The 21,320-nt window shown below is 73.7% G+C and carries 12 protein-coding genes; 3 read left to right on the top strand and 9 right to left on the bottom strand.

All coding sequences use genetic code 11. From position 1 onward, the window contains the following. Nucleotides 1-11 precede the first annotated feature (11 nt). The 3 genes from C3492_RS41090 to C3492_RS41080 all read right to left on the bottom strand — a co-directional run bounded on the left by C3492_RS41090 (nt 12) and on the right by C3492_RS41080 (nt 8,097). Entirely contained in the window at nt 12-3,602 is a 3,591-nt protein-coding gene (locus C3492_RS41090; protein WP_103817697.1) for an ATP-dependent DNA helicase, read from the bottom strand. A gap of 251 nt (nt 3,603-3,853) precedes the next feature. Then, nucleotides 3,854-7,432, bottom strand: coding sequence for an ATP-dependent DNA helicase (locus tag C3492_RS41085; protein WP_103817696.1), 3,579 nt, complete (start codon nt 7,430-7,432; stop codon nt 3,854-3,856). Between the two features lie 257 nt (nt 7,433-7,689). Further along, nucleotides 7,690-8,097 (bottom strand): MGMT family protein, encoded by a 408-nt coding sequence (locus C3492_RS41080; RefSeq protein ID WP_258056200.1) that lies wholly within the window; start codon nt 8,095-8,097, stop codon nt 7,690-7,692. 186 nt (nt 8,098-8,283) lie between these two features. On the opposite strand from C3492_RS41080, the gene C3492_RS41075 reads away from it, so the two are divergent. The 3 genes from C3492_RS41075 to C3492_RS41065 all read left to right on the top strand — a co-directional run bounded on the left by C3492_RS41075 (nt 8,284) and on the right by C3492_RS41065 (nt 14,500). After that, a complete protein-coding gene (locus tag C3492_RS41075; RefSeq protein ID WP_103817695.1) occupies nt 8,284-11,151 on the top strand; it encodes a lysylphosphatidylglycerol synthase domain-containing protein in 2,868 nt (955 codons plus the stop codon). Nucleotides 11,152-11,246: 95 nt separating this feature from the next. Further along, nucleotides 11,247-12,791 carry an alpha/beta hydrolase gene (locus tag C3492_RS41070; RefSeq protein WP_103817694.1) on the top strand — a complete coding sequence of 515 codons (1,545 nt, stop codon included), beginning with the start codon at nt 11,247-11,249 and terminating at the stop codon, nt 12,789-12,791. A 149-nt stretch (nt 12,792-12,940) separates the two neighbouring features. Continuing rightward, nucleotides 12,941-14,500 (top strand): alpha/beta hydrolase, encoded by a 1,560-nt coding sequence (locus C3492_RS41065; RefSeq protein ID WP_103817705.1) that lies wholly within the window; start codon nt 12,941-12,943, stop codon nt 14,498-14,500. A 65-nt stretch (nt 14,501-14,565) separates the two neighbouring features. Here C3492_RS41065 and moeZ read toward each other — a convergent pair whose 3' ends face one another. The 6 genes from moeZ to C3492_RS41035 all read right to left on the bottom strand — a co-directional run bounded on the left by moeZ (nt 14,566) and on the right by C3492_RS41035 (nt 21,121). Further along, nucleotides 14,566-15,744 carry an adenylyltransferase/sulfurtransferase MoeZ gene (moeZ, locus tag C3492_RS41060; RefSeq protein WP_103817693.1) on the bottom strand — a complete coding sequence of 393 codons (1,179 nt, stop codon included), beginning with the start codon at nt 15,742-15,744 and terminating at the stop codon, nt 14,566-14,568. Nucleotides 15,745-15,807: 63 nt separating this feature from the next. Next, the gene (locus tag C3492_RS41055; RefSeq protein ID WP_103817692.1) at nt 15,808-16,545 is read right to left on the bottom strand and encodes a spherulation-specific family 4 protein; all 738 of its coding nucleotides are present in this window, start codon (nt 16,543-16,545) and stop codon (nt 15,808-15,810) included. Then, entirely contained in the window at nt 16,533-17,492 is a 960-nt protein-coding gene (locus C3492_RS41050; RefSeq protein ID WP_103817691.1) for an NAD(P)-dependent oxidoreductase, read from the bottom strand. Before C3492_RS41050 ends, C3492_RS41055 begins: the two co-directional genes overlap by 13 nt. Beyond that, entirely contained in the window at nt 17,489-17,611 is a 123-nt protein-coding gene (locus tag C3492_RS46460; RefSeq protein WP_258056199.1) for a hypothetical protein, read from the bottom strand. The genes C3492_RS41050 and C3492_RS46460 overlap by 4 nt, the downstream gene beginning before the upstream one ends. Nucleotides 17,612-17,678: 67 nt before the next feature. Continuing rightward, entirely contained in the window at nt 17,679-18,758 is a 1,080-nt protein-coding gene (locus C3492_RS41040; protein WP_103817689.1) for a hypothetical protein, read from the bottom strand. Between the two features lie 530 nt (nt 18,759-19,288). Continuing rightward, nucleotides 19,289-21,121, bottom strand: coding sequence for a DUF3492 domain-containing protein (locus C3492_RS41035; protein ID WP_103817688.1), 1,833 nt, complete (start codon nt 21,119-21,121; stop codon nt 19,289-19,291). Between the last annotated feature and the right edge of the window lie 199 nt (nt 21,122-21,320).

The following is a 21,320-nucleotide window of genomic DNA, read 5'->3' as shown; positions in this document are numbered from 1 at the left end:
GTTCGTCACACTCAGCTTGCCTTCGGTGTGCGCTCCGTCTCACCTGTGAGCAGCCGCTCCAGCGCGGCCCGGTCCGGCAGGCCCTCGGGGCGTACGACCTCGCCGCTGCGCACGTACAGGAACGTGGCGGTGACCGACTCGGGCGGTATGCCCTGCTGCTCGGCCCAGGCCAGCCGGTACACGGCGAGCTGGAGCGGGTCGGCGGTGCCGGTGCGGCCGGTCTTCCAGTCGACGATCTCGTACGTCGCCTCGTCGCCGTCGCCGTGCCGGTAGACGGCGTCGATGCGGCCCCGGACGACGCGGCCGGCGAGGGTGAGCTGGAAGGGGGCTTCGACCCGGTACGGGGTGCGCCGGGCGTACTCGGTGCGTTCGAAGGCGTCCTTCAGGGCTTCCAGGTCGCGTTCGTCGGCGATCTCGGCGTCGCCGCCGGGGAGCTCGTCCGGTTCCAGCAGGGGCAGGGTCAGCTCCTCGAAGCGGGTTTCCACCCAGGCGTGGAACCGGGTGCCCCGGCGTGCGGCCGGTTGCGGGGGGCGCGGCATGGGGCGCGCGAGTTCCTGCGCGAGCCCGTCCGGGTCCTCGGCGAGCCGCAGCAGCTGGGTGGCGGTGAGCGTGGTGGGCAGGGGGACCTCGGTGACGGTCTGCCGGGCGCGCAGCAGCTCTCCGGTGAGCGCGTCCAGGTCGCGGTCCCAGGAGGCGATGGTGCGGGCCTCCTCCGGGGTGAGGGCGGCGGCGAGGCGCGGTGCGCCGGCGCGGGGACCGTGCTGCGGGGCGGGCGCCTGGTGCGGGACTGTGGGCCGTTCGGTGTTCCAGGCGTCCTGGTCGAAGGGCTCGCCGCCGGAGGCGTCACCGGCGAAGGCGTCACCGGGGAAGGGGTCGAAGGGGTCGTCGTCGAACGGATCGTCGTGCGGAAGATCCTCTTCCTGGCGCAGGTCCGCGTACGGCTCCTCGTCGTACGGTCGGACGCCGTACGGGTCGTCACCGTACCGGTCGTCACCGTACGGGTGGCCGTCGTACGGCTCGTCCTCCGGTGGCGCGGGCCAGTCCGGATCCTCGGCACCGGCGGGGTCGTGCAGGGCCGGCCGGCGCCCGTCGGCAGGCCCGGCGGCGACGGCGTCCAGGTGGGCGAGGACGGTCTCCGCGGCGGCGCGGCGGCGGGCCAGGGCGGCGGCGTCCAGCGGGAGCGGCCACACCTGGTCGGCGGTGGCCGCGTGCAGGGCCGGGTTCTCCTCGCCCTCGGCGGGCGGGTCCGCCCACACCTCGATCTCGCCGTACCCAGCGGCGCAGTGGTCGTACAGGGCCTGGAGGAAGTCCGACGGGCCGCGCGGCTTCTTCTGGCTGGGCCCCCACCAGTGGCCGGAGCCGAGCAGGAGTGAGCGGGGGCGGGTGAAGGTGACGTAGCCGAGGCGGAGCTCCTCGGTGTGCTGGTGCTCCTTCATGGCCTCGTGGAAGGCCTTCATGCCGCGCGAGTCCCAGGAGTCCACGTCGGGCAGGGTGTCGGTGTCCCCGCGCAGGGCGTGCGGCAGCACCTTGGCCTGCGCGGTCCACTTCTCGCGGCCCTGGGCGCTGGGGAACGTGCCGGTCACGAGGCCGGGGACGGCCACGACGTCCCACTCCAGGCCCTTGGACTTGTGCGCGGTGAGCACCTTGACGGTGTTCTCGCCGCCGGGCAGGGCGTTGTCGAGGCCCTTCTCGTACTGGGCGGCGGTGCGCAGGAAGCCGAGGAAGGCCAGCAGGGTGGCCTCGCTGTCGCTCGCGGCGAAGGAGGCGGCGATGTCCAGGAAGTTGGACAGGGTCTCGCGGCGGCGGGCGGCGAGCGCGTGCGGGGACGCCGACAGCTCCACCTCCAGGCCGGTGACGGCGAGGACGCGGTGCAGGACGTCCATCAGCGGGTCCGACAGCGAGCGGCGCAGGTCGCGCAGCTCGGCGGCGAGCCGGGCGAAGCGCACGCGCGCGTCCGGGGAGAAGGGCAGCCCGTCGTCGTCGCCCTCCTCGACGGGCGCCTCCAGGAAGGTGTCCAGGGCGTCCGCGAGCGAGATCACCTCGGACGGGTCGACGCCCTCCACGGCCTCGGCGAGCCGGCGGTCCGGGTCGTCGGTGCCGTCCACGCGCGCGTGGGCGACCAGCAGCCGGGCGCGGCGGCCCAGCAGGGCGAGGTCGCGGGGGCCGATGCGCCAGCGCGGTCCGGTCAGCAGGCGCACCAGGGCGGCGTTGGCGCCGGGGTCCTGGAGGACCTCGCAGACGGCGACGAGGTCGGCGATCTCGGGCAGGTGGAGCAGGCCGGAGAGGCCGACGACCTCGACGGGGATGTCACGGGCGACGAGGGCGCCCTGGATCTCGGCGAAGTCGGTCGCGGTCCGGCACAGTACGGCGATCTCGCCGGGCGGGGTGCCGGTGTGCACGAGGTGGGCGAGGGAGTCCGCGAGCCAGTCGATCTCCTCGGCGTGGGTGGGCAGCAGGGCGCAGCGGACCGTGCCGTCGTACTCGGCGCCGGGGGCCGGGCGGAGGGCCTCCACGCCCGCGTGCATGGCACGCAGGGGTGTGGCGAGGCCGTTGGCGAGGTCGAGCAGGCGTCCGCCGCTGCGGCGGTTCTCGCTGAGCGCCTGCCGGGTGGCGGGGCTGCCGTCGGCGTGCGCGAAGTGGTCGGGGAAGTCGTCCAGGTTGGCGACGGAGGCGCCGCGCCAGCCGTAGATGGCCTGGCAGGGGTCGCCGACGGCGGTCACGGGGTGACCGGTGCCACCGCCGAACAGGCCGGCGAGCAGGACGCGCTGGGCCACGGAGGTGTCCTGGTACTCGTCCAGGAGCACCACGCGGAACTCCTCGCGCAGCAGGCGGCCCACCTCGGGGATGCCGGCGAGGCGGGCCGACAGGGCGATCTGGTCGCCGAAGTCGAGCAGGTCCCGCGCGCGCTTGGCGGCCCGGTACCGCTGGACGAGCTCGGCGAGTTCCCGGCGGGCCGCGGCGGTCTCCGGGACCTTGCGCAGGTCGGCGTTGGTGAGCTTGGCCTCTTCCAGGGTGCGCAGCAGGCCGGTGTCCCAGGCGCGCAGTTCCTCGGGGTCGACGAGGTGTTCGGCGAGCTCGGAGTCGAGCGCGAGCAGGTCGCTGACGAGGTCGGCGAAGGAGCGGGTCAGCGCCGGGTACGGGCCCGGGGCCTCGCGCAGCACGCGCGCGGCGAGCTGGTAGCGGGTGGCGTCGGCCAGGAGGCGTGAGCTGGGCTCCAGGCCAAGCCGCAGGCCGTGGTCGGTGAGGAGGCGACCGGCGAAGGAGTGGTACGTCGAGATGACCGGCTCGCCCGGAGGGTTGTCGGGGTCGATGACGTCGGGGTCGGTGACGCCGGCCTTGATCAGGGCCTTGCGGACGCGTTCGGCCAGCTCGCCGGCGGCCTTGTTGGTGAAGGTCAGGCCGAGGACCTGTTCGGGGGCGACCTGTCCGGTGCCGACCAGCCAGACCACGCGGGCCGCCATCACGGTGGTCTTGCCCGACCCGGCACCGGCCACGATCACCTGCGGGGCGGGCGGCGCGGTGATGCAGGCCGTCTGCTCCGGGGTGAACGGGATGCCCAGGAGCTCCTTGAGCTGCTCGGGGTCGGTGATACGGGCGGACATGTCGGAAGAGGCTAGCGGCGGGGACTGACAATCGAGACCGGATCGGTCGGCCGGACCGGAAGAAACGCAGGTCAGCGCCTGTGGTGCCGTACGTCACTCCGGTCAGGGCCAGGACAGGCTCGTCAGGGCCACGTCAGCCTGGTCAGGGCCAGGCAGGCTCGCGGCGCCACGTCACCCTGGTCAGGCCAGGCAGGCTCGGCAGGACCACGTCACCCGCGCCGAGGCCACATGGGGCTCGCGCCACGGTCACGTCACTCGACCACGTGCCGTCCCTCCGGGCGCGCGCTGCACGACGCCCGGAACGCGCAGTGCGCGCAGTGCTGGCCGGCGCTCGGTGTGAACCGCTCGTCGAGGACCTTTCCGGCGGCGGTGGCCAGCAGCTCGCCGACCCACTCCCCCGTCGGCGGCTCCTGGGTCTGCACCTTGGGCAGGCTGTCGCCCCCGTCACGCTGGGCGGCGCCCTGTCTGAGGTGGACCAGTTCCGCGCCGCCCGGCTCGGGGCGTACGCCGTCGAAGGCCGTGTCGACGGCGCCTTCGCGGACGGCGAGCTGGTAGACGGCGAGCTGGGGGTGGCGCTCCACCTCGCCCGCGGTGGGCGCCTGTTTGCCGGTCTTGAAGTCGACCACGTAGGCGCGGCCCTCGGCGTCCGTCTCCACGCGGTCCATCTGGCCGCGGATGCGGATCTGGTAGTCGCCCGCTTCCAGGGTGACGTCGAAGTCGTGCTCGCTCGCCACCGGCGTGCGGCCCGCCCGGTTCAGGACGTGCCAGTTGAGGAAGCGTTCGAGCGCCACGCGCGCGTTGTCCTTCTCCTGCCGCGACTTCCACGGCGCGTCGAAGGCCAGCGCGTTCCACACGGAGTCCAGGCGTTCCATGAGGACGTCGAGGTCGGCGGGGGTGCGGCCGGAGGCGACCTCGTCGGCGAGGACGTGGACGACATTGCCGAAGCCCTGCGCGGTGGTGGCGGGGGCGTCGGCCTTCACCTCACGGCCGAGGAACCACTGCAACGCGCAGGTGTTGGCGAGCTGGTCGAGGGCGCTCCCGGAGAGCACCACGGGCTGGTCCCGGTGGCGCAGCGGCACCTTGCTCTCGGTCGGCTCGAACATGCCCCACCAGCGGTAGGGGTGTGCGGACGGCGCCAGCGGGCGGCCGTCCTCGTCGGCGAGCGCGGCGAGCCGGGCGAGCCGGCGGGCGGCGGCTTCCCGCAGCGCGGCCGACGCGCGCGGATCGACCGTGGTCGCGCGCAGTTCGGCGACGAGCGCGGCGACGGACAGCGGCCGGCGCGGGCGTCCGGTGACGTCCCTCGGCTCGACGCCCAGCTCGGTGAGGAACCGGGACGGCTGGTCGCCGTCGTCGGCCGGTGCCTTCACCGCGGTGACGACGAGGCGGTCACGCGCGCGCGTGGCGGCGACGTAGAACAGGCGGCGCTCCTCGGCGAGCAGCGCGCCGGGGGTGAGCGGCTCGGCGAGTCCGTCACGGCCGATGCGGTCGGCCTCCAGCAGCGAGCCGCGGCGGCGCAGATCGGGCCAGAGTCCCTCCTGGACGCCGGCGACGACGACCAGCCGCCACTCCAGGCCCTTGGCGCGGTGCGCGGTCATCACGCGGACGGCGTCCGGGCGTACCGCGCGGCGGGCCAGTGTGTCGGCGGCTATGTCCTCGGCCTCGATCTGCTCCAGGAAGTTCAGGGCGCCGCGGCCTCCGAAGCGCTCCTCCGCGCGCGCGGCGGTGGCGAACAGGGCGCACACGGCGTCCAGGTCCCGGTCGGCGTTGCGGCCGGCCGCGCCACCGCGCCGGGCGGCCCGCTCCAGGCGTCCGGGCCACGGTGTGCCCTGCCACAGGTCCCACAGCGCCTCCTCGGCCGTACCGCCGCCGGCAAGGCGCTCACGGGCCTTGCGGAGCAGCGCGCCGAGGCGCTGCGCCCCGCGCGCGTACGCCGGGTCGTGCACGGCCAGGCGCTCGGGTTCGGCGAGCGCCCGGGCGAGCAGTTCGTCGGACGGGGGCGGCAGGGGGTTCCCGGCGGCCCGCTCCTCCTCGCGCAGGGCACGCCCGAGGCGGCGCAGGTCGGCGGCGTCCATGCCGGCGAGCGGTGAGGTGAGCAGGGTGAGAGCGGTCTCGGTGTCCAGCCAGGAGGAGGCGTCAGGGGCCGGTTCCGCGGGGGCTCCGGCTCGCTCCCCGGCGGCTTCGGCGCGGCCTACGGAGGCTTCGGCGCGTTCCCCGACAGCCTCGGCGCGGCCTCCGGAGGCTTCGGCACCTCCGCCCTCCTCGGCGGCACCGGCGCGTTCCCCGACGGCTTCAGCGCGTTCCCCGACAGCCTCGGCGCCGTCTCCGGAGGCTTCGGCCCCTTCCCCCTCCCCGGCGGCACCGGCGCGTCCCCCGGTGGCCTCTTCACCAGCCGGGTCACCTCCCTCCGGCCGCCCTTCCGACTCCTCGTCCCGATGCCGTGCCTCCGCCGTGGCCACCGCGCGGAGGGCCGTGAGCAGCGGTGCGACCGCGGGCTCGTGCCGCAGGGGCAGCTCGTCACCGTCGATGTCCAGGGGGACGCCGGCGGCGGTGAGGGCCCGGCGGAGGGCCGGCAGACGAGAGCTCGCGCGCACCAGGACGGCCATGTCGCTCCAGGGGACGCCGTCCTCCAGGTGCGCGCGGCGCAGGATGTCCGCGATGTTGTCCACTTCCGCGCCGGGCGTCGGGTAGGTGTGGACTTCGACCCGGCCGCCGTCCCGTACGGCGGCCGGCTCCCGGTGGGCGCGGACCTTCTCGGCGGGCAGCCGGGACAGCGGCATGCGCTGGGTGATCAGACGGGTCGCGGCCAGCAGGGCGGCGCCGGAGCGGCGCGAGGTGCGCAACACCGCCACGGGGGCGGGACGGCCGTCCGCGCGCCGGAAGGCGGCCGGGAAGTCGAGGATGCCGTTCACGTCGGCACCCCGGAAGGCGTAGATCGACTGGTCGGGGTCGCCGAAGGCGACCAGGGTGCGTCCCCCGCCCGCGAGCGCGCGCAGCAGCCGGACCTGGGCGGGGTCGGTGTCCTGGTACTCGTCGACGTACACGGCGTCGTACCGGGCCGCCAGCCCTGCCGCGGTCTCCGGGCGGCGGGCGAGCAGGACCGCGCGGTGGACCAGTTCCGCGTAGTCGAGCACGCCCTGGAGGTCGAGGGTGTCGAGGTACTCGGCGAGGAACGCGGCCGCCGCCCGCCAGTCGGGGCGGCCGATGCGGCGGGCGAAGGCGTCCAGGGCCTCCGGGCCGAGGCCCAGCTCCCGGCTGCGGGCGAGGACGGCACGGACCTCGTCGGCGAAGCCACGCGTGGTCAGGCAGGCGCGCAGTTCGTCCGGCCAGCGCACATGGGTCAGGCCGAGCCGCTCCAGCTCGGGCTGGCCGGCGAGCAGCTCCCGGACGGTGACGTCCTGCTCGGGGCCGGAGAGCAGGCGCAGCGGCTCGGTGGACCGGCCGCCGTCCTGGTGGGCGCGGACCAGCGCGTAGCAGTACGAATGGAATGTGGTCGCCCTGGGAGCGCGAGCGGCGCCGATGCGCAGGGCCATGCGGTCGCGCAGGTCTACGGCGGCCTTGCGGCTGAACGTGAGCACCAGGATGCGTTCGGGGTCGCCGCCCCGGGCGATCCGGGCGGCCACGGACTCGACCAGCGTGGTGGTCTTGCCGGTGCCGGGGCCGGCGAGGACGAGGAGTGGTCCGCTCCGGTGGTCAACCACGGCACGCTGTGCCGCGTCCAGACGAGGGGGGTCCACGACGGCCGGAGGGGTTCGGACCAGTCGGTAAGCGCCACGGCTCCCCTGCCGCACCGGTGGGTGCGGCGGGCGCCTGGTGGAGGAAGAGGAGCTCACGTGATGTGCCGGTCCTGGTGGTCGTGCTGGCGGGCGGGCGGTCACGCGCGCGAGGCGGTGGCCGCGGGATGAGGGGGACACGCGCTGCCGACGCTACGCCGCCGCTCCGGATGGAAGCAGAGCTTCCGCTTCTTCCCTCGCGGCACTCGGGTCACGCGGGTCCCACGTCTCACGAACGTACGGCATGCCACGGACGTCCCCCATGTCCCCCGAAAGGGCCACGGGCCCTCCGCGGCGGCATCCGATGGCGGAAGCTGTCAGGTGTGACCCTCCGCACCCGCGCCGCCGTCCCATCGGGCCCGGCGCATGTCGAGCCGCGGCAGATGGCCCTCGGCGCTGCTGCCCGCCTGCCTCAGCGGGGTGCCCTCCGCACGGTAGTGGGCGAGCGCGCGGAGCTCGTGTCCGGGCAGCAGCACGCCGTCGGCGCGTACGACACGCCACCACGGGACCGCGCCGCCGTAGAGGGCCATCACCCGGCCGACCTGGCGCGGTCCGCCCTCCTCCAGCCACTCCGCGACATCGCCATAGGTCATGACCCGGCCCGGCGGGATCCGCTCGGCGACGTCCAGGACCCGCTCGGCGTACTCCGGCAGCGCGTCCGCGTATCCCGGCACCGCGTCCGCGCACTCCGCGCGGGCGCCTCCGGGAGGGCTCTGCTCGCTCATCCACCCCATCCTGCCGCACCCCGCCGGCGTTCCGGCGGGGGCCGTGAGGAACGGTCCTCTCGCCCCCGCGCGGTCCTTGGGGCAGACTGTGCGCCCGCGCATCCGCACCCTGATGCCCGTGAGTGTCGGTGGGGCATGCCACCATCGTGCGGGCGGTGACTGGTGATACGAGACCACGAAGAGACCATGAAGGAGCAGGGCGTGCACCCCGAAGGAGCGGCGGGCACCCCTGACGCCTCCGCGCGCCCCGGTCCCGCCCGCGCGGACGACGGCGGCACCGGCGCGCAGCAGGAAGACACCGGCCGGCACCACCAGGAAGACGCCGGTCAGCGCGAGGACGACGCCGCGCGCGCGCGTGGCGACGGCGGAGCGGACGCCGCGGAGGGGCCGCCCGCCCCCGAGGTGGCGCACGTCCCCGGGAACCCACCCCCGGACCACCGTCCGTGCGCCGACGACGACCCCCACGCCGAGCAGGTGGAGCGCGACGAACCGCTGCTCCCCGCGCGTGTGCACCGCCCCTCCGACCTGATGCGGCTCCTGGTGGGCCTGCTGGGCATCGTGGTGCTGCTCGCGATCGCCGCGTTCGCGCACGGCACCACTTCGGGCCTCGAACAGGACATCAACAAGGGCACCGGGCAGGCCCCGGACCTGCTCATCAAGATCGCGGGCCTTGCGTCCAGCATCGCGATCCTGCTGGTGCCGGTCGCGTTCGCGATCGAACGGCTGATCAAACGGGACGGGCTGCGCATCGCCGACGGCGTCCTCGCGGCCGTCCTGGCGCACGGAGTCACGCTCGCCACGGACCTGTGGGTCGCCCGGGCCGCCCCGGACTCGATCCAGGAGGCACTCACCCAGCCCTCGCCGGGCGACATCCACGCCCTGACCGACCCGGTGCACGGCTATCTGGCACCCGTGATCGCCTACATGACGGCCGTCGGCATGTCCCGCAGACCCAGATGGCGCGCGGTGCTGTGGATCGTGCTGCTACTCGACGCGTTCTCGATGCTGGTCACCGGCTACACGACCCCCTTCTCGATCATCCTGACCGTGCTGATCGGCTGGACCATCGCCTACGGCACCCTGTACGCGGTCGGCTCCCCCAATGTCCGCCCGACCGGCCAGACCCTGATGGCGGGCCTGAGGCACGTCGGCTTCCATCCCGTCGGCGCGGCCCGCGAGGAAGCGGTGGAGACGGAGAACGGCGACCGGGGCCGGCGCTACTTCGTCTCCCTGGAGGACGGCCCGCCGCTGGACGTCACGGTCGTCGACCGGGAACAGCAGGCCCAGGGCTTCTTCTACCGCGCCTGGCGGAACCTCACCCTGCGCGGCTTCGCCACCCGCTCCAGCCTCCAGTCGCTGCGCCAGGCACTGGAGCAGGAGGCGCTGCTGGCGTACGCGGCGATCGCGGCGGGCGCCAACGCTCCCAAGCTGATCGCCACCTCCGAACTCGGCCCGGACGCGGTCATGCTCGTCTACGAGCACACCGGCGGGCGCACCCTGGACTCGCTGGCCGACGAGGACATCACCGACGAGCTGCTGCGCAACACCTGGCACCAGGTGCGGGCGCTGCAGTCCCGGCGCATCGCGCACCGCAGGCTGGCCGGAGACGCGATTCTGGTGGATCGTTCCGGCAGGGTGATCCTCACCGAACTGCGCGGTGGCGAGATCGCGGCCGGCGATCTGCTGCTGCGCATGGACGTAGCCCAGCTGGTCACCACGCTCGGCCTGCGGGTCGGTGCCGAGCGGGCGGTGGCCTCGGCGGTCAACGTGCTCGGCCCGGACGCGGTCGCCGACTGCCTGCCGATGCTCCAGCCGATCGCGCTGACGCGCTCCACGCGCGCGACGCTGCGCCGACTGGCCCGCGAGCGGGCCCAGCGCGAACGGGAAGCGGTACTCGAAGCCTCCCGACAGGCCAAGCTGGCCCGGCTGGAGGAGGCGCCCGGGACGGCTCCGGCCGGGCTCGAAAAGCCCGACAAGAAGGCGGTCCGCGCCGAGCAGCGCGCGGAGAAGCGGGCCATCGACGAAGCCCTCGAAGAAGCCCGCGAGGAGGATCTGCTCACCCAGATCCGGCACCAGGTGCTGCGGATCAGGCCCCAGGCGCCGGTGGAACCGGCCCGCCTGGAGCGGGTCCGGCCGCGCACCCTGATCAGCTTCATCGCCGGTGCGATCGGCGCGTACTACCTGCTGACCCAGCTCACCCACATCGAGTTCGGCACGCTGTTCGCGCAGGCCCAGTGGGGTTGGGTGGTCGCCGCGGTGCTGTTCTCCGCGCTCAGCTACGTCGCCGCCGCGATGGCCCTGCTGGGCTTCGTACCGGAACGGGTGCCGTTCCCGCGGACCGTGGCGGCGCAGGTCGCCGGGTCGTTCGTGAAGATCGTGGCGCCGGCCGCGGTCGGCGGTGTGGCCCTCAACACGCGCTTCCTGCAACGCGCCGGCGTGCGTCCGGGGCTCGCGGTGGCGAGCGTCGGCGCCTCGCAGCTGTTCGGGCTCGGCTGTCACATCCTGATGCTGCTGTCCTTCGGCTATCTGACCGGCACCGAGAAGACGCCCTCGCTGTCGCCGTCCCGCACGGTGATCGCGGGTCTGCTGACCGTGGCCGTCCTGGTCCTCGTGGTCACCTCGGTGCCGTTCCTGCGGAAGTTCGTCGTCACGCGCGTGAGGTCGCTGTTCGCCGGTGTCGTGCCGCGGATGCTCGACGTGCTGCAACGGCCCCAGAAGCTCATCACCGGCATCGGCGGCATGCTGCTGCTGACCGCCTGCTTCGTGATGTGCCTCGACGCCTCCATCCGGGCCTTCGGCGACGGATCGGTGTCGCTGAGCATCGCCAGCGTCGCCGTCGTCTTCCTCGCCGGCAACGCGCTCGGCTCCGCGGCGCCCACCCCCGGCGGTGTGGGCGCGGTCGAGGCGACCCTCACCGTCGGCCTGATCGCCGTGGGCCTGCCCAAGGAGGTCGCCGCCCCGGCCGTGCTGCTGTTCCGGCTGCTGACGCTGTGGCTGCCGGTGCTGCCGGGCTGGCTCGCCTTCAACCACCTCACCCGCAAGGGAGCCCTGTAAGCGGGCCTGCCCGGTGCGGTCCCGGCCCGGCCGGTGCGTACCTCTTACGGCCCGCGTCCCGCGCGCCCCGGCGTGCGCGCCCCCACGATGGGAGTATGGCGAACCCGTTCCGGCTGCGTGCCGCCGCGCTGACCACCACCGCTGTGCTGCTCGCCGCTGTACTGGCCGGATGCGGCGACAGCGGCAAGGACGGGGATCTCACGGCCCAGAAACTGGACTGGAAGTCCTGCCCGGCCCCCTCCGAGGCGGAAGGTGGCGGCAGTCCTCCCTCGCCGCTGCCGAACGGCGGGGAGTGGCAGTGCGCGACCATGAAGGCGCCGCTGGACTGGAGCAGGCCGAAGGGCGACACCATCGGCATCGCCCTGATCCGCGCCCGGGCCAGTGGGCCCGAGAACAGGCGGATCGGCTCGCTCGTGTTCAACTTCGGCGGCCCGGGCGGCAGCGGGGTGACCACGCTGCCCGCGTTCGGCTCGGACTACACGGCCCTGCGCACCCGTTACGACCTGGTGAGCTTCGACCCCCGCGGGGTCGGCCGCAGCGCACCGGTGGAGTGCGAGAGCGACGCCCAGCTGGACGAGTACTTCCAACAGGACGCGACCCCGGACGACCACGCCGAACAGGTCCAGCTCCTGCAACGCACCAAGCAGTTCAACGCGGCCTGTGAGAAGAACTCCGAGAAGGTCCTGCCGCATGTGCGCACCACGGACGCGGCCCGCGACATGGACCTGATGCGCCGGGTCCTCGGCGACGACAAGCTGTACTACTTCGGCATCTCCTACGGCACCGAACTCGGCGGTGTCTACGCCCACCTGTTCCCGAAGAACGTCGGCCGGGCCGTCCTGGACGCGGTCGTGGACCCCACGCAGACCCCGGAGGAGAGCGCGCTCGGGCAGGCCAGGGGCTTCCAGCTCGCGCTCGACAACTTCGCCGAGGACTGCACCTCGAAGACCGAGGAGTGCCCGATCGGCAGCACCGAGCAGGAGGTGAAGGACCGCATCGCGAAACTCCTCGCCGAGCTGGAGAAGAAGCCGATCCCGGGCATCTTCCCGCGTCAGCTGACGCAGACGGCCGCCACCAACGGCATCGCGCAGTCCCTGTACTCGAAGGACTTCTGGGAGTACCTCACCGAGGGGCTGGAGCAGGCCTACGACGGCGACGGCAAGATCCTCATGCTGCTCTCCGACTCGATGAACGGCCGCAGCGAGAACGGCGAGTACAGCAACCTCACCGCGGCGAACACCGCGATCAACTGTGCCGACGAGAAGCCCCGGTACACCGCGGACCACGTCCAGCGGAGGCTGCCCGAGTTCCGCGCCGCCTCCGCGCTGTTCGGCGACTACCTGGCCTGGGGCATGGTCAGCTGCACCAACTGGGCGGTGCCGGGCGCGGCCGACCATCCCGACGTCAGCGCCCCGGGGGCGGCGCCCATCCTCGTCATCGGCAACACCGGCGACCCGGCCACCCCGTACGAGGGCGCGCGGAGGATGGTGGAGGCGCTCGGCAGGGGCGTCGGCATCGAGCTGACGTACAAGGGCCAGGGGCACGGCGCGTACGACAGCAAGAACAAGTGCGTGCAGAGCGCGGTGAACGGCTACCTGCTGGACGGGAGGACACCGAAGGCCAACACGGTCTGTTCCTGACGGACCCCCGACAGCAGCAGCTCCTCAGAGCAGGGGAAACTGCAGGTCAGATGGTTATCCACAGGCCCGCGCAGGTCGATCCCCGGACGCCTACCATGGCCTGAACGCCCGGCGCGGCACGATGCGGCGGGCCTGTCAGGGGGGTGCGCGTGGTGCGATTGCTGCGGTGGACGGCCGCGCTGGCGGCAGGGCTGCTGCTGGCCGGATGCGGGAGCTCGTCAGACGGGGGCGGGAGCGGGGACGAGGGCAAGGGAGCCGGCTCGGCTCCCCCGTCGGCGTCGCGCTCCACGACCACGCCGGCGCCGGCCGGCCTTCCGGCCTCCCTCACCTCCCAGCGCCTCGACTGGCAGCGCTGCGAGGCCACCGGGACCTCGTCCGCGCCGAGCGGCGCCTGGCGGTGCGCGACGCTCAAGGTGCCGCTGGACTGGTCCCGGCCGGACGGCAGGACGATCGGGCTCGCCCTCGTCCGCGCGCGGGCGACCGGGGGTGACCGCATCGGCTCGCTGTTGTTCAACTTCGGCGGCCCGGGCGGCTCTGGCGTGTCGACGATGCCGTACTTCGAGGGCTCCGTCTCGTCCCTCCACGAGCGCTACGACCTGGTGAGCTGGGACCCCCGAGGGGTCGGCGCGAGCGGGGGTGTCCGCTGCCGCGGCGACCGGGAGATCCAGGCCGCCGAGTCCGTGGACGCCACACCGGACACCCCCGCCGAGGAGAAGGCGTACCTCCAGGACGCCACCGACTTCGGCAAGGGCTGCGAGAAGGCCGCCGGCCCGCTGCTGGCCCATGTGTCCACCACCGACACCGCCCGCGACATGGACCTGATGCGCCAGGTCCTCGGCGACGACAAGCTGCACTACTTCGGCATCTCCTACGGCACCGAGCTCGGCGGTGTCTACGCCCACCTGTTCCCGAAGCGGGTGGGCAGACTGGTCCTCGACGCGGTGGTCGACCCGACCGCCGACACGGTGGGCCACGCCGAGAACCAGGCGCGCGGCTTCCAGCGGGCTCTGGACGACTACCTCAAGTCCACCGGCCAGGACCCCGAACAGGGCAGCCGGAAGGTGGCCGACCTGCTGACACGGATCGACGCCGAACCGCTGCCGACGTCATCCGGCCGCAAGCTCACCCAGACGCTGGCGGTCACCGGGATCATCCTGCCGCTGTACAGCGAGTCGATGTGGCCGAGGCTGACCGATGCCCTCAAGTCGGCGCAACGGGGCGACGGTTCGGGGCTGCTGGCACTCGCCGACCAGTACGACGACCGCGACGCCTCGGGCCGCTACGGCACGACGACCCACTCCCAGCGGGTCATATCGTGCCTGGACGACAAACAGCGGCCCACACTCGTCGAGACGAAGCGGCGGCTGGCGGAATTCAAGCGGATATCGCCGGTGTTCGGGGACTCCCTCGGCTGGGACACGGCGGGCTGGTGCCACGACTGGCCGGTGCCGGGCCAGTACGACACTCCGGAGGTCAGCGCACCGGGCGCGGCGCCGATCCTGCTGGTCGGCAACACCGGCGACCCGGCCACCCCGTACGAGGGCGCGCGCAGAATGGCCGACGAACTGGGCCGGGGCGTGGGCGTCGAACTCACCTGGAGGGGCGAGGGACACGGGGCGTACGGCAACGGGAGCGACTGCGTCGACTCGACGGTGGACGCCTACCTGCTGCACGGGACGGTGCCGAAGGACGGCAAGGTCTGCTCCTGACGCGGACGGGGGCTCCGGGCGCCGTACGCGCCCGAAGCCCCCGCCACGCACACCGGGTCAGCGGCTCAGTAGACCGGCTTCTCCGGTTCGATCTGGTTGACCCAGCCGATGACGCCGCCGCCGACGTGGACCGCGTCGGAGAAGCCCGCGGACTTCAGGACCGCGAGGACTTCCGCACTGCGGACACCCGTCTTGCAGTGCAGGACGATCTTCTTGTCCTGCGGCAGGCCCTCCAGGGCGGTGCCCATGAGGAACTCGTTCTTCGGGATCAGCTTGGCGCCCGGGATGGAAACGATCTCGTACTCGTTCGGCTCGCGGACGTCGATGATCTCGATGTTCTCGCCGTCGTCGATCCACTCCTTGAGCTGCTTCGGAGTGATCGTGGAGTCGGCCGCCGCCGCCTGGGCCTCCTCGGAGACCACGCCGCAGAAGGCCTCGTAGTCGATGAGCTCGGTGACCGTCGGGTTCTCGCCGCAGACCGCGCAGTTGGGGTCCTTGCGGACCTTGACCTGGCGGTACTGCATCTCCAGGGCGTCGTAGATCATCAGCCGGCCGACCAGCGGCTCACCGGTGCCGGTGAGCACCTTGATCGCCTCGGTGACCTGGATGGAGCCGATGGACGCGCACAGCACGCCCAGGACGCCGCCCTCGGCGCAGGAGGGGACCATGCCGGGGGGCGGGGGCTCCGGGTAGAGGCAGCGGTAGCAGGGGCCGTACTCGGACCAGAACACCGAGGCCTGGCCGTCGAAGCGGTAGATCGAGCCCCACACGTACGGCTTGCCCAGCAGCACGCACGCGTCGTTGACCAGGTAACGGGTCGCGAAGTTGTCGGTGCCGTCGACGATCAGGTCGTACTGGCTGAAGATGTCCATCACGTTGTCGGCTTCGAGCCGCTCCTCGTGAAGGATCACGTTCACGTACGGGTTGATGCCCTTGACGCTGTCGCGCGCGGACTCGGCCTTGGAACGGCCGATGTCGGACTGGCTGTGAATGATCTGGCGCTGCAGGTTCGACTCGTCGACCTCGTCGAACTCCACGATGCCGAGGGTGCCCACGCCCGCGGCGGCCAGGTACATCAGCGCCGGCGAGCCCAGGCCGCCGGCGCCCACACAGAGCACCTTGGCGTTCTTCAGCCGCTTCTGCCCGTCCATGCCCACGTCGGGGATGATCAGGTGGCGGGAGTACCTGCGGACCTCGTCTACGGTGAGCTCAGGAGCTGGCTCGACCAGGGGTGGCAGCGACACGGGGACTCCGTTGGTCGGTCGATCACTACAGTTGTTCTCCCTGTAACACTGCCACGGCCTTCTTCATTCCGAGACACCCGTTCCGACTCGCGAGACGATGTCGTCCCAGTAGCCGGGCATGGTCTCCCAGGGGTCCGCGCGACCGTCCCTGTCCGTACGGTCCGTGAAGTAGATCGTGGCCGCCCCCTGCCAGCGGGCGATCCGCAGCGCCTCGTCCAGGTGGGCGCGGGGCACGCCGTGCACGAAGTGGCAGAAGCGGTCCGGCGGGTAGTCGGCGGTCCACTCGGCCGCCTGCGACCAGCGGTAGTCGGACCAGGAGCCGGAGAAGGTCACCAGCTGGTCGGCGTTCTCGGCGTAGCCGGGATGCGGGTGGCGGCCGTGGCCGAGGACGATGTGGGCGGTGTCACTGATCGCGCGGAGCGTGGTGATCGCACGGCGCACCTCGGGGAGCGCCGTGCGCTCGCTGGGGCAGCGGTCCAGCAGGAAGCCGTCGACGCCGTACCAGTCGAGGTGGTGGTGGGCGTCGGAGAGCAGGTCGCCGAAGGCGCGGGCGCCGTAGGTGAGGTCCAGGTGGCCGAGGACGCGGACGCCGGTGGCGCGGAGCCGGCCCGCGGCTTCCAGGCAGTGCGGGTCGGGGCGGGTGTCGGGGCCGGCGGCGACGTCGAGGACCACCCAGTCCAGTGGAGTGCCGGGGCGGGCGAGTTCCGCCCACTGGGCCGGGGCGACGAGCGGGTGGGCGTAGCCGGGGATGCCGAGGGCGGTGCGGACGCCGGTACCGGTGGTGCTGGTCAGATGCGGCATGCCGCCTCCATCCAGATGTCGGCCAGGGATTCTTCGAGGTTGATGCGGGGCCGCCAGCCGAGCCGGTCGCGCGCGGTGCGCACATCGGCCTGCTGCCAGCTGCCGCAGCCGTCCGGGTACGGGTACGCCACCGCGACCGCGTGCTCGGAGTCGGCGCGGGGGTGTCCGATGGCGCTGCGCAGCGGACCGGGCGGGGCGTCGAGTTCGTGCAGGGCGCCGCCGTATCCGGCCACGCGCGCGAGGACGGCGGCGGCGTCCCTGAGCCGGACGGCACGGCCGGAGCCGATGTTGATCACGCCCTGCGCGGCGGAGAGCGAGGCGGCGTGCACGGCCCGGGCCACATCGCGGACGTCGACGAAGTCGCGCTGGACACCGAGGCCGCCGAGCTTGAGCTCACCGTCGCTGGACTGCATGGCGCGGCGCATGGCCTCCGCGAGCCGGCCGAGTGGGGAGCCGGCCGGGGTGCCGGGGCCGGCCGGTGAGAAGACGCGCAGCACGACGGCGTCCAGGCCGGAGCCGAGGACCAGTTCGGTCGCGGCGAGCTTGCTGACGCCGTACGGGCCGCCGGGGCGCGGCACGGCGTCCTCGGCCGTGGAGGAACCGGGCTGGCTGGGGCCGTACTCGGAACCGCAGCCGATCTGCACCAGGCGGGCACCGCAGCCGCTGCGGCGCAGGGCCTCGCAGACGGTGGCCACGGCGACCGTGTTGTGCCGGGTGAGGTCGCGGGCGCCCCCGCGCGTGGCGCCGGCGCAGTTGATGACGACTCCGGGGTGGACCGCGTCGAGGAACCGGGTGAGCGCGCCCGGGCTGCCGGTGGCGAGGTCGAAGCGCACGTCGGCGTCGTCGCCGCGGCCGAGCGCGGTGAGCTGGACGGCCGGGTCGGCGAGCAGGCGGTCGGCGACGAAGCGGCCGATGAATCCGTTGGCTCCGATCAGCAGGACCCTCATCGCGCGGCTCCCGGGGTGTGCGCGCCGGTGGTACCGGCCGTCTCGACGGCTCCTTCGGCGGTGCCGGGCGCTCCGGTGGTTCCGGGGGTTCCGGTCGCTCCGGGTCGGGAGATGGTCATCTGGTGTTCTCCTTCAGGGGGGTCGTGCGGTTGCCTCCGGCGGTGCGTCGGGCCGGTGGCGGAAGGTTCAGTCGGGTGCTCCCGTCGGCGCGTGGGCCGAGGCCTGGGTGAGGGTGCGGGCGGCGTGCCAGAGCAGGGCGAGGGCCGCGGTGCCACAGGCGAGGGCCGGTACGGCGGCCTCGCCCCAGGCGCCGGCCAGGGCCTCGACGGGAGCCGCCAGGAAGGTGCAGCCGGGCAGCCGGCCGGCCAGTGGCAGCGCCAGGGCCGCCGCCTCCGTGGCCGCGGCGGCGCCCAGCGCGAGGGCGGGGGCGTGCCGGTGGCGGTGCACGGTGAGCAGGCGGGCGAGCAGGAACAGGGCGCCCAGGGCGAGGGCCTGCGGGTGGGCCGCGGGCGCGTGCAGGAGGGTGCCGCAGAGCGCGAGCAGTGCGGCGAGGGCGCCCAGGAACACGGCGACCACACCGAGCAGCAGGGGTCTCGCGGCTGCCGTGAAGTCCTCCAGGCCCCGACTGCGGGCGAGCCTGCGGCGCGCGCCGGCGGCAAGCAGGTGGGCGGACCAGGCCGCCGGGGCACAGGCCAGCAGGAGCGCGAGGACGGGCGCGGTGGCCGTGGGCCAGGAACCGTCCGGGGCCGCGGTGGGCGGGGTGTCGGGGCCGCCCGTCAGGACGGCGTGGAGGAGGCCGTCGCCGAGGAGGGCGTACCCGAGCAGCCAGAGCGTCCACACCCGCGTGCCGAGCGTGGTGCTCCACGCTCGTGTGCCGGGCGGGCCGGCGAGCGGGCCGTGCCGCAGTGCAGCGCGGGTGGCGAGGGCGACGGCGAGGAAGCCGCCGAGTGCCGCCAGCTGGCGGGGGTGCCCCTGGGTGAGGCGCACTCCGGTCACCGTGGCCGTGCCGAGCACTCCGGGCAGGAGGGCGAGCAGGACCCAGCCGGCGCGGACCCGGGGCACCGGCAGGGGCTCGGATTCCGGGCGCGGCTCGGCGGTGCGCGGCACGCGCGCGTACAGCTCTTCGGCGAGCGAGAAGACGTCACGGTGCCGGAAGCGGGCGGCGGCGCGGTCGGTGATGCCGTGCGCCTCCAGCCCCGCGGCGATCTCCAAGGGATCCACGGCCTGCTCGCACAGTTCCCGGTACCGGTGCAGCAGGGATTTCACCGGGTCGCCGGACCCACGGCGGGGCGCGGGGGCCCACCGCCGTGGGGCACCCTCCCCAGGCCGCGCATCCGGTACGGCGCGGGATCCGGGCGGGGCCGGGACCGGCGGAGCCTCGGGGCGTTGCGCGGGACACTGCTCGGCAGGGGCGGCCGGTGATCCAGAGCCCTGCCCGGCAAAGACGGCCGGCGCCCCGGGGAACTGCCCGGCGGAGACGGCCGGGACCCCGGAAAGCTGCCCGGCGACCGATGGTCCAGAGGCCTGCCAGGGAGAGGCAGCCGGTGTTGCGGAGCACGGTTCTGCCGGGGCGAACGACGAGCCCGCGGCTCGCGCGGAGCGCTCGTCGGGCATGCCCTCCAGCCACTCCCCCGACCGCGCGTCCCACGGATCGGCTCCGCTCGGCATCCCCGGCCGGTCCGCTCCGGTCGGCTCGCTCCGGTCCGGTGTGTCACCGCCCGTGACGGAGTCGGCACCACCCGGCTCACCCGCCGGGCCGGTGACCGGCCTGTCCGCCGGACGTGCGTCCAGCTCGCTCATCGGACGCCCTCCGTCGCCAGCGGGGTCGCTCGGACCGGGGAGGTCGTGGCCCAGGTGGGGATGGAGCGGGGAAGGACGCGGGGCGTGGGGCCGGTCCAGTGGCCGGGGACGTGGGACTCGGCGGGGGCGGCGAACGGCAGGGGTTCGCCGGACTGGTCCAGGACCACCCGGCGGACCGGGCAGTGCGAGACGATCTCCAGGTAAATGCCGTGAAATGCCGCGATGTTCTGCTCGACGGTGAACAGTTCGAGCGCCCGGGCGCGTGCGGCGGCACCGAGACGCTCACGGCGCTCGGGGTCGCGCAGCAGCGCCACGCACGCCTCGGCGAGCGCCCTGGGGTTGCGCGGGGGCACGACCAGTCCCGTGCCGCCGATGACCTCCACCACCGCGCCCACGTCCGTGGACACGGTGGCCCGGCCGCACAGCATCGCCTCGACGAGGCTGATCGGGAAGCCCTCGACGACGCTGGAGAGGACGACGACCGCGCCGGCGGCGTACGCGTCGGGCAGCGTCGGGACGTCAGGGGCGCCGATCTCCTCGAAGGAGACGGGATTGTCGCCCACGGCGTGCGCGCCCTCCGCCTCGTCCGGGAACAGCTGCGCGGCGAGCGCCCGGCAGTGGCCCAGGTACGCCTCGCCCTCCGCGCCGGAGGGCGCGCCGACGATCCGCAGACGCGCCTCGGGCTCCTCCCTGCGCACCTCCGCGAAGGCGTGCAGGAGCGACACCAGGTCCTTGGCGGGGTCCACGCGCCCCACCCAGACCAGGGTGTGCGGGTCGGCGCGGTCCGGGGACTCGCCGACCTCCGTGAACCGGTCGGCCGCCATGCCGGGGTAGACCGTGCGGATACGGGCGCGGTCGGCGCCGCACCGTTCCTGCCAGCGACGGGCGTGGGCGTTGCCCGGGGTGAGGATCTCGGCTCCCCGGTAGACCTCGGTGGCGAGCCGGCCGTGGAAGGCGCCGAGCAGGGCGCGTACGGCGGGGGTGGCGTTGTCGGGGCCGAGGGTCAGGTAGTGCGAGCGGAGGTGCACGCCGTATTCGGTGACCAGCAGCGGTACGCCGGAGAAGTGCCGGGCGAGGAGGCCGCAGAGGGCTGCGGGGCCGCCCGAGGTGGCGTGGCAGAGGTCGGCCGCGCCGAGGCCGTCGTCGCCGTACCAGTCGAGGGAGAGCGGGCGCAGGGCGCGTTCGAAGTGCGCGGCGACGGTGAGCAGATCGGCGACGCGCGCCTCGCGTGCTGTGCGCAGCGCGCGAGGCGCGCGACAGGCGCGTTCCAAGGCGCGCACGGCAGCGTCGGAGCGCAGGGCGCCGACGAGTCCGCCCTCCTCGCGGGCGAGTTCGGCGAGCGCGTACAGGGCACTGCCGAAACGGTCCGCCAGATCGGCGGAAGCGCCCTGCGACCGGATGTCCGGCGCGTGCCCGGACCCGGCCCCGGTGCTCCCTGCACGCTCAGCCCCGGCCGCGACACCCCCGACGCGCAGGAACCCTGCCTCGGCGCCCCCTGCGCCTTCGGCCCCTGTACCTTCGCCCCCTCCCCCGTCGGCCCCGGCGCACACCGCCGCGACCAGCTCCCCGTAGCACTCGGCGAAGCGCCGGCGTGCGCGTCGCCCGTACGCGACCCCGTCGTCCACGGCCGTCCACAGCGGCGCTGTGTGCACCCGGCTGACCTGCGGTGGGAGCGGAACGCAGCCCTCGGCTTCCTGCTGCCGGCCGCGGCTGAGCGCGTAGACGTCGAACTCGTGCTGGTCGAGCCCGCGTACGAGCCGGTCGCACCAGAGCACGGCGTCACCGCTCACATAGGGGTAGCCACCCTCGGTAAGCAGTCCTATGCGCACGTGTGCACCCCCGATCTCCCGTCTGGGGAGCCGCCGTTGTCCTGGCGGCTCGCAGCGGGACGAACGTAAGGGGACAAGGCGGTGGTGCGACGGACGGTTGTCCGTCGCACCACCAAAAGGGGTGAACGGTCGTAACTTTCGCGTGCGGGTCGCGTTCCGTCGCGCTAAGGGATCAGACAGTGATCGTCCGAGCGCGAAA

The sequence above is a fragment of the Streptomyces sp. Ru62 genome, from assembly GCF_002920615.1.
GTDB lineage: Bacteria > Actinomycetota > Actinomycetes > Streptomycetales > Streptomycetaceae > Streptomyces.
This window is presented reverse-complemented; position numbering and strand designations above follow the sequence as displayed.